8 protein-coding genes and 3 pseudogenes are annotated in these 11,309 nt (G+C 58.8%); 7 read left to right on the forward strand and 4 right to left on the reverse strand.

Annotation, left to right across the window (positions count from 1 at the left end; genetic code table 11):
- Positions 1 to 390 precede the first annotated feature (390 nt).
- Both CQ13_RS39790 and CQ13_RS39795 read left to right on the forward strand, forming a co-directional pair.
- The gene (locus CQ13_RS39790; RefSeq protein ID WP_057848212.1) at positions 391 to 786 is read left to right on the forward strand and encodes a hypothetical protein; all 396 of its coding nucleotides are present in this window, start codon (positions 391 to 393) and stop codon (positions 784 to 786) included.
- A gap of 450 nt (positions 787 to 1,236) precedes the next feature.
- Positions 1,237 to 1,638: a hypothetical protein gene (locus tag CQ13_RS39795; RefSeq protein ID WP_156434196.1), complete on the forward strand. Its 402-nt coding sequence runs from the start codon at positions 1,237 to 1,239 to the stop codon at positions 1,636 to 1,638.
- Positions 1,639 to 2,435: 797 nt separating this feature from the next.
- Here CQ13_RS39795 and CQ13_RS39805 read toward each other — a convergent pair.
- The gene (locus CQ13_RS39805; protein WP_057848215.1) at positions 2,436 to 3,941 is read right to left on the reverse strand and encodes a porin; all 1,506 of its coding nucleotides are present in this window, start codon (positions 3,939 to 3,941) and stop codon (positions 2,436 to 2,438) included.
- 590 nt (positions 3,942 to 4,531) lie between these two features.
- On the opposite strand from CQ13_RS39805, the gene CQ13_RS44115 reads away from it, so the two are divergent.
- A complete protein-coding gene (locus CQ13_RS44115) occupies positions 4,532 to 4,888 on the forward strand; it encodes a hypothetical protein (RefSeq protein ID WP_156434197.1) in 357 nt (118 codons plus the stop codon).
- A 103-nt stretch (positions 4,889 to 4,991) separates the two neighbouring features.
- On the opposite strand, the gene CQ13_RS39815 is transcribed toward CQ13_RS44115, so the two are convergent.
- From CQ13_RS39815 to CQ13_RS39820, 3 genes and pseudogenes are all read right to left on the reverse strand, one after another.
- Complete coding sequence (locus CQ13_RS39815; protein WP_283807577.1) at positions 4,992 to 5,696, reverse strand: ATP-binding protein; 705 nt, start codon at positions 5,694 to 5,696, stop codon at positions 4,992 to 4,994.
- Between the two features lie 186 nt (positions 5,697 to 5,882).
- A pseudogene (locus CQ13_RS47525) lies at positions 5,883 to 6,035 on the reverse strand (IS21 family transposase); the annotation flags it as partial.
- A gap of 984 nt (positions 6,036 to 7,019) precedes the next feature.
- Positions 7,020 to 7,229, reverse strand: a complete 210-nt coding sequence (locus CQ13_RS39820) for a glycosyltransferase family protein (RefSeq protein WP_197427598.1) — start codon at positions 7,227 to 7,229, stop codon at positions 7,020 to 7,022.
- 158 nt (positions 7,230 to 7,387) lie between these two features.
- On the opposite strand from CQ13_RS39820, the pseudogene CQ13_RS47530 reads away from it, so the two are divergent.
- From CQ13_RS47530 to CQ13_RS42320, 4 genes and pseudogenes are all read left to right on the forward strand, one after another.
- A pseudogene (locus CQ13_RS47530) lies at positions 7,388 to 7,456 on the forward strand (hypothetical protein); the annotation flags it as partial.
- A gap of 556 nt (positions 7,457 to 8,012) precedes the next feature.
- Complete coding sequence (locus CQ13_RS39830) at positions 8,013 to 8,381, forward strand: transposase (protein WP_082637915.1); 369 nt, start codon at positions 8,013 to 8,015, stop codon at positions 8,379 to 8,381.
- Between the two features lie 419 nt (positions 8,382 to 8,800).
- Entirely contained in the window at positions 8,801 to 10,699 is a 1,899-nt protein-coding gene (locus tag CQ13_RS39835) for a hypothetical protein (protein ID WP_156434198.1), read from the forward strand.
- Positions 10,696 to 11,058, forward strand: a pseudogene (locus tag CQ13_RS42320) (sugar phosphate nucleotidyltransferase); the annotation flags it as partial. The gene CQ13_RS39835 and the pseudogene CQ13_RS42320, both read left to right, overlap by 4 nt.
- Between the last annotated feature and the right edge of the window lie 251 nt (positions 11,059 to 11,309).

Here is an 11,309-nt window from a genome sequence, read left to right on the forward strand (position 1 = left end):
ATCACAACGCTTGTTCTTCGTCGAGAAAAATCCGATTACTCGGACAGGCTCCTAGCAGGCGACGGTAAGTCGCTCTGGGTCGCAGGCGACGCCCAGCAGTCGATCTAGGGTTCCGCGGCGCCGCGCCGACGACGTGGCGCGTGATCGCGAAAGTGAATTGCTGGGCTCGCCGCAGTCATCAATCAATTCCGTTCGCAGGGGCACGACTACCGGGATCAGGCGATCCTCCTATTTGCAGAAGATCGCGGCCGGACTGGAGGCGGCCGGCGTTCCAGTGCTCAATCTCGGACATATATTCGAGCGGGAGGAAATCAGAGACCTGCTGTCTCTGCTCTCGTTTGCATCCGAGCCGCATTGCGCCGGGCTCATGTACCCCTCCTAAGATACCGTATGCCGCTCGCGGACGTGCAGGAGTTTCTCGCGGCAGCGGATGAGTGGAAGACGCCGCTGGCGGCGCTGAAGGGGGCGGACGCCGTGCCCGACATCTCGTCCGACGGCAAGAACGCTCTATCGCGGCTGCGCTCTGCCCTCGATGCGATCGGCTTCAAGACCGGGCCTGGCCAGATGCTGTTCGACCTTCTGTTCGAACGGGGACTGGTGCGGGACTATCTCGCGGGAGTAACGCCGGCAGATCAGCGGCGACGCCTGGCGATCCACCAATTGCTGCAGTTCGCCGCGAAGAATGACACATTAGGTCGATCCGATCCGAACCGTCAATTTCTGGACTGGATCCGGAGGCTTGTTCTGTTCGGAGACGACCGTTCCTTGCGAGCTGCCGACAGCTAGCGATGGAATTGACGCGGTCCATCTGATGACGGTCCACATGAGAAAGGGGTTTGGAATTCGGCGTCGTTCACCTCCCCGGCCTGGGAAAGGGCATGTTTCCGCTCAGTGCGGGGCGGTTCCGTGTGCCCCGCACCGGATGGAATGCTCGAAACTGCGGTGGAGGACCCCAAGGCCGAGGAAGAGGAGTGTCTGTTCTTCGTCGCACTGTCACGCGCAAGACCATCTCTCCCTGTCGCGCGCCGAACGGTATAATGAGCGCGGCGGCTTCAACCCCTCACCCGCGCTGGAGGAGATTGCGTCCCATTTGCCCGCGCCCAAATTCCGCCCCTTCCTGGACAACGACGTTGCCGGCGCAGGCGCAAGATCCCCTGCGGCCTGATGGGCGTGAACACGACGGTCGCGACATCGAGACGTATGACGAGTGCCCCCGTCGCTATCTCTATGAGAGTCGTGCTCGGACCGAGTCGGTCGCGTCAAGACAACGGCTTCGTCCATTTTCACCGCACCGTCTACCGGGTGCTGCGCTGGCTCGCGCAACAGACCGGCGCGGTCGATGCCGCGCAGATCAAAGCGGAGTTCGATGCGCGCTGGGCCGAGACTGGCCCGGTGGGAAATCCACTGGAAGCGGTCTATCGGACTTCGGCCGAACAGATGCTCGAACGCGAACGGCACAGGTCGCGCGCTGGAATGCGCGTCGCGGAAACCGAGTCCGTCAGGATTGGCGGACATTCGGTGCGGCAGGAACAGGCACAAATTGCGAGGGTTTATCGCCCGAGGGCTGTCGGCAAGCAAGATCGCGCGAGCTCTCAAGCGACCGCTGTCTTCGATCTCGGAGATGGGCGACGAGCCTAGGATTACTCTTGAATTGCGACTAGGCCGCAATACTCATGGTGCAACCGACAAATGAAACCAACGTGCAATTGCTTCGATGGGATCGGTTGCGTGACCACTTGGAGCTCGGGTTGAAACCTGCGCTTCGTTGGATCAGATGCTCTCAGAAAGAGATCTAATAATCTGATGTGAACCTGCCTCATCGCTTCGTCTCTCGTATTCTCAAACAGCGCATCGCGCATTGCATGCACCTCATCGTCCAGGACGTTGAATCCGCATGAAATCTCCAAACGGACTGTGCCCGCCGACGATCGTGGTCGGATTGCGCAGATACGGAAGCCGCGAGCCCGTGGCGCAGATGCGATCCATCGCGGACATTAACGGCATCTACAGAGCGCAGGGATCCGAAATCCGAAACAGCTTCGCTCACCACGATTTCCTAATCTCCCCGTGCGTGAAATGCGACCAGCATAACTGGACGCCGCTGACGCGCGGGTTGCTCCTGCAGGGTTAAGGCTGGCTCTTCTATGACGATCAATGTCAGTCAGAGCTTTCGAAACGCCAGAACCGAACAGCGCACTGTTGTGTCGCTGGATGACCTTGGGATTTGCAGTCCAGACGCGCCGTCCAGAACAAGTTTCAGCACCAGGCTTCACATTCTGGGTCGGTATCTGTTGTGCGGCCACAGTGTCACCAATTGCAGAAAATTTAGACCTGAGTTCGTAAAAGGCCCCCGGCGGGCATGCCGGAGGCCTTCTTGGAGGTCATACTTAGGTATAGGGCCGCTTCTTTTCTCCTTCCGCTAGGTTGACAACTGCTCACCAGTTGCGCTGAACGCGCAGCAACAGCTGGAGACTGTTCTGGTCCTTCAGCTCATACGCAGCAGCTGGCTTGGCAATACCCGACTGCTGCGGCAGCGTCACCGTACTTCCGCTCGCATACATCTGGTCGAGCATCATGTATGCGAGTTCGGCCGAGAAGGTCAGGTTCTTGACTGGCGTCCAGCGCGTGATCGTACCAACAACCGCGTAGTTGAAGTCGGGATTACAGCCAGCAAGACCGCTCGAGAGTGCAAGGTTTGCGACAAAGGCGCCGCAGATGTAGCCCTTGGCCGTGCCGTTATACCGGACTGCAGCCCACGCGCCGTAGACGCCGGTGCTCCAGTTTGGATCCCAGTTGTGATTGTAGCCCGCATTGAAGCCATAGGTCGTGGTCAGCTGCTGACCGGCTCCGATCACGAAGACGGAGTCAGAGACACCAGCAAGGCCAAGGCTCTGGTAAGCACCCGCCACACTCGTACCACCGTACATCGCGTAGGTAGTCGACATATAATCCTGGAAATTGTAACGGCTCGCACCGTTCGTATACACGCCTTGCAAGTTGATCGAATCACCTGGCCCGGTCGGAAGGTTCTTGATCGACAAGGCCAGCTGACCAGCCCAGCCCCACTTGTCGTCCGGATGACCAGTGAGCTCGGTCGCGCCATAATAGGCAGCATGGTTGTTATGCGCGGCGACTGACGCCTGGAAGAGGCCCCATGCCTGCTCAACACGAAGCATCGCGACAAGGTCTGGGGCTCGCGCACCTCCGATGTCGTTGGCGCCGTATGCACCGGTCGCGAGACCCGCTGCCGTCGCGGCGCTCACGTTCCAGATGTTGGTTGTGTAATTGGCGACTTGATCCTGGGCCGAGACCGACGCCGTGATGCCCTGACCGAGGATGGCGGTGTAGGTGACCTGGCTGACCGGATCATAGCCTCCGCCGCCTGGCAGTTCGAAGTTGTTCGCCGGGTATTGAGCCCAGGGCGTGGAGAACTGCGAGGTCGCCTTACCGAATGTGAACCCAGCAAACTGAATGAATGCGTTCAACATTTGGGGCGCACTTCCAGCGACCTGAGAGCCTGGCGATGCGGTATAGGCCGTCCCACCATTGCCGGAACCGCTATAGGCACCCGTCGTCCAGGTGAATAATAGTTCGGCAAAGGTGCGGACTACGCCGTACTCGGTCGCTGTGCGCGTGTCGATGCTGAGGCTTTGACGAGAGCGCGTGCTGTAGTAATCGCTCAGGCGATTGCGGGCGCCCCCCACACCGTTGACCGCCGCATCAAAGTGATAGCTGGTACCGAACGTGGTTTCAGCGCGCAGATATCCCCCCAACTTGAGGCACGTGTCAGTGCCTGGGATGTAGAAGAAGCCAGCGCCGTACAGGGAGCAGACCTTCACGTATTCGACCGGTTTGGCTTTGACCGGCAGATCAGCAGCCTGCGCCCCCGCGCTCGCAAGTATAGCTACAGAACCGAGCATAAGGCTCTTCGTCACCTTCATAGTAGTCCTCCGAATTGTGTCACCTCAAAAGTGGCTACTCTATCCGCACAGAGACTAGCCACCTTCGCCCCCATCATTTTCGACCTAAAGGGCCTTGCTCAAACGCCAACCGATAGATTGTACCAGTGACGTCGCGGTGCGGATCATTCCGCCCCCTCGCGTACTTACATTGCCATATTGAGTTCGTAGCTGGCCTGTAATCTCTGTACGAAACGAACCGACGTGAGAGCGCGCCCGGCAAGCGTGTTGCAATTGTTTCACTATCGTACGTTTCGTACTTATGCCTCGCCGAAGGCGCCCTGCCGAAGGATGCGCCGTATTGAGAGTCACCCTATAACAGAAATAAGGGCAGCGCAGGCCGAACGGCTCTTGCACATTGATCGGCGAAGCATGGAAGATGCACGACATCTTCGAATTTGTTGTAGGCTTCCACCTTCACGATTTTCATGAATCGGTTGGTCATAGCCTTTTCGCAAGGATTGCCCCCCCCCGGGCGAACCACTTATCCATGTTCAATCAGGGCTTCGCGATATGCCAAGGCGATACATTGCGAGCGGCGACCGGAATGATCAACGTATCGGAGTGGCGGTTTGCGTATATCGACCGCGGCGTTGGCTTCGGCGACCGCCGGTCGAACAGTCGATGGCATGGCGGCGGCCTCCGGTCACCACACCAACACACGTGCTATAGGATCCAAAGCCGGCTCGGACCGCGTCGACGCTGCGGTCTTTGGTTCAATTGGGATAGATCGAGCCATGGGCGGCTGCTGTCAACTCGTGGCGACATGGATCATCGCTGGCGCGAAGGTCAGCGCATGGGCCGACGACGACATCCCTGTGGTCAGCTGTGACGCTGAGGCCTTGTGGGGCAACAATGACGATCTATTCCCGCGTTTTGCCAGCTGCGATGCGTATTTCGCAAAAAGGGACAGCGGTTTCGGTAACTGACGGATAGCAGTTTCGCTAATTCGCGGACAGCGTGGCGGCGCTGGCGTTTGGTTGCCTGGTTGTTGGAGTCAATTGGTATTCGTTTCGCTGTTTTCGACGTCGGTCAAGGGCGCGCGGCTTTTTTCCTTCGCATGCTGTCGCCTTCAAGGGCGACACGGTGGGCGTTGTCGATGATTCGGTCGAGGATGGCATCGGCGATGGTGTGTTCTCCGATCATGTCATGCCATTGGGCAACGGGCAGCTGGGCGGTGATTAGGGTGGATTTGCGCCTGTAGCTCTCTTCGAAGATTTCGAGGTGATCGAGGCGTTGCTGATCGTTGAGCGTGTGGTTCCCCAGTCGTCGAGGCAACTGAACACGCGCCAGCTTGTCGATGAAGCGCGGGAAGCGACCGGACACGGCGAGATCCTCGAACAGGCGCGGCACACGCAGATGGAGAACGGAATGATCGAGCCTGGCCGTCAGGTTTTGCCAGTAAACGAGGTTCTCGTGGGCTTTCGGCCAGGCGCCTTGCGCCAGCTGCTGGGTGTTGCGCCGGTCAAGACCGCGGCGGGACGCGAAGTCGATATCTTCGATACAGGCATCGACGAAGCGCAGCTTCGCTGCGGCGAGACGGTTGGTCAGGCGCCGGTCGGCATGTATGGCGGTTTCGCGATCCGGTATCAGGCCGAGGCACTCGTAACGGCTGAGATAGGCGGCGTTGTCCTGTTCGGCCAATTGCCAGTAGGCGGCTGCCATTCCAGCAAGGCCGAGTGCCTGCATCTGGTCGAGGGTCGGATGGGTCCGCATTATGATGGTCCTTTCCTTCATTGATAATAGGCTCCGCCACGAATGTTGGCGTGTGAGGGCGCGGCTTTGACGGATTCGGCGGCAGGGCTCGCGTGGTCGAGTCCTGATTTGAGTATGGCGCTTACGGAGGAGATCGCGTTGATGGCGAGCGCACTTTCGCAGGCTGCTTCCAGCCGACTGCGCTCGTAGCCCACGCCAGGGCGACGATCCCCCGCCGAAGTACAAGGCCCGGGTCTGGCCTTCGATCCAATCTGGTAGTCGCTGACCGAAGCTTCCCATAGCGAAGGTCAGCGACGAGGCCCCGAGCACCGCAACAAATATCTGCGCCTGACGGATCTCGCCGGTTTGCGGGTCGATCACCTCGGCCGGCATAGTCGGTCTGCATCACCGCACCCGCCGCGTGGCGGTCGGGCTCGCCCGGCGCTGATAAGCGGCAAACCTCTCGTAGACCAAGTGTAACCATAGCCGTCGGTATGCGCCACCCGTATTCTGCCACAGCAGCGTCAACGTCACACCCTTGCGCTTGAGTTCCTGCGCCACCCGTGGTCACTTAGGTTCGCTCATGTCCTGAGGCGGGCGCCCGACCCGCCGGAACAAAGCCCGCTGTAATGCCGCCTCGCTCTCGCAAATCGCCGGCAGTGGCCAGCTTAAACCCGCTTCACGCGCCCGCAGCAGGTAGGTGGCAACCGAGAGGTCTTGCTGATCTGCAGCGGTTCCGAGATCGCCCGAACCGACAGGCCTTGCTCGTGCATCAGGATCGATCGTAGGTCCTTCACAGTAGTTCGTTTCGCTTGCTTCCGTTTCGGCATCGCCCCTCTCAAACTGAGCTTGAGAGAGAACATTGTCTGAACGGCGTACCCGAAAAACCAGCACCATAACTGTCCGCGATTTAGCGGAATCCATGTCCCGGAATTACTGAAACCGCTGTCCGCGAATTACGAAATCGGTGCCCGGGAAGTGCCGAAACACGCACCTCGATCATGCGTCGGCAGAGAGCGCTCACCTGGGCCACCGAAAAACCTCCTGTCTGAAGGGCTCTGAGAACCCTCATTCCTCTCAGACAGGAGGCGGTCGTTACCACCTCTCAAATAAGTCATCCACCAGCAGGCCAATTACTTTCGGCGAAAGCACGAAGAAGCCACCATTGATCATCCCGGGGCTTTTCCTTGAAGGTGACGGCACTGTGATCAGCACGAACCTCGATGGCGCCGAAACGGCCAAGCGGATAGGCCGCAGTTAGAGTGGCGAACGTACGCGGGCGATGTGGAACGCGATCAATGCGGCGATTTCGATGTCTCCCACACCATCGCCATAGGCAAAAAAGGCGTCGTGATCGGCAGGTAACTAGCAACCTCGCTTGAGCCGACCACCAGTCATGGTCTTCTCGCCGGTATCGATCAGCGTCGCCTTCCAAAGTTCGGCATGGTGCTGGTGGGCCTCCATACGGTTATTTGTCATGTCGACGGTGACACCCGACACGTGCAGGATGTAGTTGGCGATGTATTCCTTGATCAAAAAGAGCTCGCGAAGACCGACCATGTGACGCAGGGGCAAGTTGCGAAAGATTTCGACCGCTTCGTCGACTCATGCGAGGAAATGATCAATCAAGCCGTCGCCTTCGCGGGACGAGAGCACGCGTTTTACATTGACCTGAAGCGCGAACATATCCTGCGCCTGGCTCAGCGACATTTCGTAGATCTCCGAAGCTTGAATTGCTGGACCTGGGCTGCGGACTCGGCGCATATCATCCCGGGCTTGAGGGCAGGTTTCGAGAACTCCACGCGGTAGACCTGTCTGCCGAAAGCGTCAAATTGGCGACGGCGCGGTGCGCTACTCGACTCCGTCGAGGCGTTGCGCCGGCACCGCCACACCGGCAAGCAGATGGCGGCCGAGGCCAGTGTCTCGCCAGCGACCGTGAGCCGCATCCTGCGGCGTGAGAGCGGGAGCTTGAGGTCGGGCAAGATGAATGGCCACAAGAACCGGACTTTGTCCGGCGCTAATGCCGACTGGTTGCGACAGCGCGTCAGGTCCGGCCCGTTCACATTGCGGAAGCTGACGGCGGAGCTGGCTGAGCACGGCATCAAGACGGACCCGCGGGCGGCGTGGGTTTCGTTCACGCCACGGGCTTGAAGTTTTAAAAAAACAAATCTGCCCGCCGAGCAAGATAGGCCCGATATCGCTCGCCAACGACAACGCTGGAAGGTGAGCAGAACAAGATCGACGTCACGCGGCTGGTCTTCATTGGCGAGACGTTGGTCAAAACTAACATGGCGCCCGCGCGCGGCTGGAGGTTGAGAAGCGTCTTCAGGCTAGGGTACCTCATGGCCATTCAAGACAATGACCTTTCTCGTCGCGCTGCGCTTCGATCGTATCAGCGCTCCTTGGATCATCGATGGATCCATTAATGCCGAGCTCTTCACGATCTATGTCGAGCAAATCCTCGCTCCGACTTTGTCACGCGCGACGTTGTCGTTCTCGACAATTTCGGCAGCCACAAAAAGCAAAGCAGCCCGCATCACCATCCGCGCGAGAGGCGCCCATCTCATCTTCCTGCCACCCTACAGTCTCCATCTCGATCCGACCGAGCAGATGTTCGCCAAGGTCCTACATTTCCTGCGCGACGACCAACCTCGCAACGTGAGTCCTCAACATTTTCTCTCCAGACGAGTGCGCAAACTATTTTCGAAACTCAGGTTATTTTTCTAAAAATATCATCGGCAGAAGCGTTCGATGGAAGCAAGGATGTCCTCGACGGACTTGATCCATTTGAATGGCTTGGGATCGACATTGTGATGACTGATGAAGTCCATGATGTCTGCGATAGATGCCGCGCCAGATCTTCCTGTCGGTGATGAACGCGAAGAAGCGCTCGACCTAATTGAGCCAGGACGAGCTGGTGGGCGTGAGATGGACATGCCAGCGCTGCCGTCAGTTGCGGATCAGTGGCAACCAGCCCGCCAACGTGATCAGGGGCGTAGTTCTGGGTGGTCCGAACTTCGGTCTGTCGCACGAGGTGAGAGACTCTACCAATCTTGGGAGGAGATTCCGGGGCTCTGGTCAGCTAGAAGCTCCTCGAGGCTGACATTGGAATGGGCCTCGTCCACGAGGCTGGCAGGAAGCGACCAATGCCAAGAGACAATCAGTTTGCCAACGGAAGGACGTTGTCAGCCTTGCTGGATCGGACTTTGCTGGCTTTGTCCGCCGTAACCACAGCAATCCTCTTCGCTTGGCTAATATACTACAGCAGTTACGGTCTCGATCTCAGCGACGAAGGTCTCTACCTTAACTCCATCGCGAACCCATTCGCCTACGCAATCAATATGCCGCCGTCTCTTTTCGGCTTCGTCTATCACTGGCCATATCAGTGGGCGGGTGGCGACATCGCAGTGCTTCGCATGGCGAGCATCACGCTTACCATGGCGCTGGGCTGGATTCTCAGCTTCCTTGTAATCGGCCGCCTCTGGACAGCGGGCTGGCCGTATGCGGTGGTGCTATCGGCAGGGATCGGCAGCCTGGCATTACTCGATTGTCACCGCTGGGGGCTTACCCCCGGCTATTACGCATTGGCCTTTCAATCGATCTTGATGGTAATGATCGGGTTGCTGTTAGCCGACAGGCCAGCGCGCATCCGCCCGGTCTTGGGGTGGATCATGGTCGGCATTGGCGGCTGGTGCTGCTTCATGGCCAAGCCGACCACCGCTGCGGCCATTGCCCTCGTTGTTTTGCTCTATGTCGTGGTTTTGCGCCGAAAGTCGTTGCTGCCCATGCTTGGCGCTGCGCTGCTCGCTCTCGCTCTACTGATCGTTACCGCATATTTGATCGACGGTGGCATCACCGGGCTGGTGACCCGTATGGTCAACAGCGCTGAGATGGAAACCCTAGCGGGTGCCGGGCACGACGTGTCTCACATCCTTCGGATCGACTGGCTCGAAATCAGTCGCGCGCAACTCGTTATCGCTGTGTTAGTGGCGATAGCCGTTCTGCTCGGCATTCTCATGGGATCTACGCACAAGTTGCTCCGATCGCTAACTCTCGCTGCGGTGTTGATCGTCACAATAGCGATTGCGCTGCTAGGGACCGATCCGATCAGCATCAAGCCGTCAACCCTGTTCCTGGTGCCGACCTTCACGTGCCTTGGCGCGATGTTATATCGTGAGGGATTGGTTCTGCGCACCCAGGCTCCCACCAGCATCGCTCTAGCGCTAACCTTTTTGGCCCTGCCGCACCTGTTGGCACTCGGCTCCGCTGCCAATTACTGGTCCGTCGGTTCGAAAGACGTCCTGTTCTGGATGCTCGCGGTCGTTGCCTTCCTGAGCCCTCTTGCCCAAGAGGGACGCAGCGTTGCCGCCCTACTGCCCCTGGCGGTGGTCGCACAGTTGCTCACTGCATCAATCGTCAATGGTGTGCTCCTTAAGCCGTACCGTCAGGTGACAGATCTGCGCGCTTATACCGCTGTCACGCGCCTGCCGGGTGGTGGAGAATTGGTGCTCTCGCAATCCTTCCATGATTATCTGGCAACGGCCAGAGCCCAGGCTCGCGCGGCCGGCCTTGAAGTCGGCACCCCGATGGTCGATCTCTCTGGCCGCTCGCCGGGCCTGCTGTATGTGCTCGAAACGCGAGCGCTCGGACTACCATGGCTGTTCGGGAGAATTCCCCCCGGTAAGGCCTCGGAAGCGTTCGGCCTACCATGGCTGATCGAGGGATATCCCGGCACTAACGCAGTCGCGGTGGAAGCGCTCGGACTTGAGAATTGCGCCGATCTGGCCAAAGCGTGGGTGCTGATCGAGCCGGATGGCCCTCGTCGTCTTGACCACGACGGTGTCATGGCCTCCTTTGGAACCGGGCAGGCGGACTACGTCGCCGCCGCTACATTCGAAACCCCCGCCCCCGCCTATGACGCGGATTATCCGAATGCTCACAGGCAGTTCATGTTGAAGCCGGCACGCCCAGCCGCGCTGGCGGAGCAATCCTGCCGTGAAGCCAGGCGGCAACGGCCGGATGGCCAGAAAAGGAACCAATGGTGAGAGCTGTAATCCTCGCAGGTGGCATTGGAACCCGAATCTCCGAGGAAACCCACCTTCGGCCCAAGCCCATGATCGAAATCGGTGGCAAGCCGATTCTGTGGCACATCCTTAAAATCTACTCGCACCATGGCATCAACGATTTCGTCATCTGCTGCGGCTACAAGGGCTAGCTGATCAAGGAATACATCGCCAACTACTTCCTGCACGCGTCGGATGTCACCTTCGACATGACAAATAACCGCATGGAGGCCCGTCGCCAGGGTACGCTGGCCACTTTAACTGCTACCTATCCGCCTGGCCGTTTCGGCGCCCTCGAAATTCGGGCTGATCATCTTGTCGTCACCTTCAAGGAAAACCCCGGGGTGATAGTAGGGCTATCGCATATGGGCGAGGACAGAGAGAAGGAATTCGTTATTCCATGTGGCCTGGAGCATTTTGTGGCTGGTGCGTGTCGGACCTGGCGTGGCCTGCAGGGCATTGATGGCTAGGAGCCTGTCCAGTTAGCTTTGGGAAGGCAGTTTTATCTTGATAATGGCGGCTCAGGTGGCCCTTGCGAGCTTGACGAGGTTGTGAGCGGTGCAGATGAGCGCCCATTCTGCGCTGACGTCGT

It is taken from the genome of Bradyrhizobium retamae (genome assembly GCF_001440415.1).
GTDB classification, from domain to species: domain Bacteria; phylum Pseudomonadota; class Alphaproteobacteria; order Rhizobiales; family Xanthobacteraceae; genus Bradyrhizobium; species Bradyrhizobium retamae.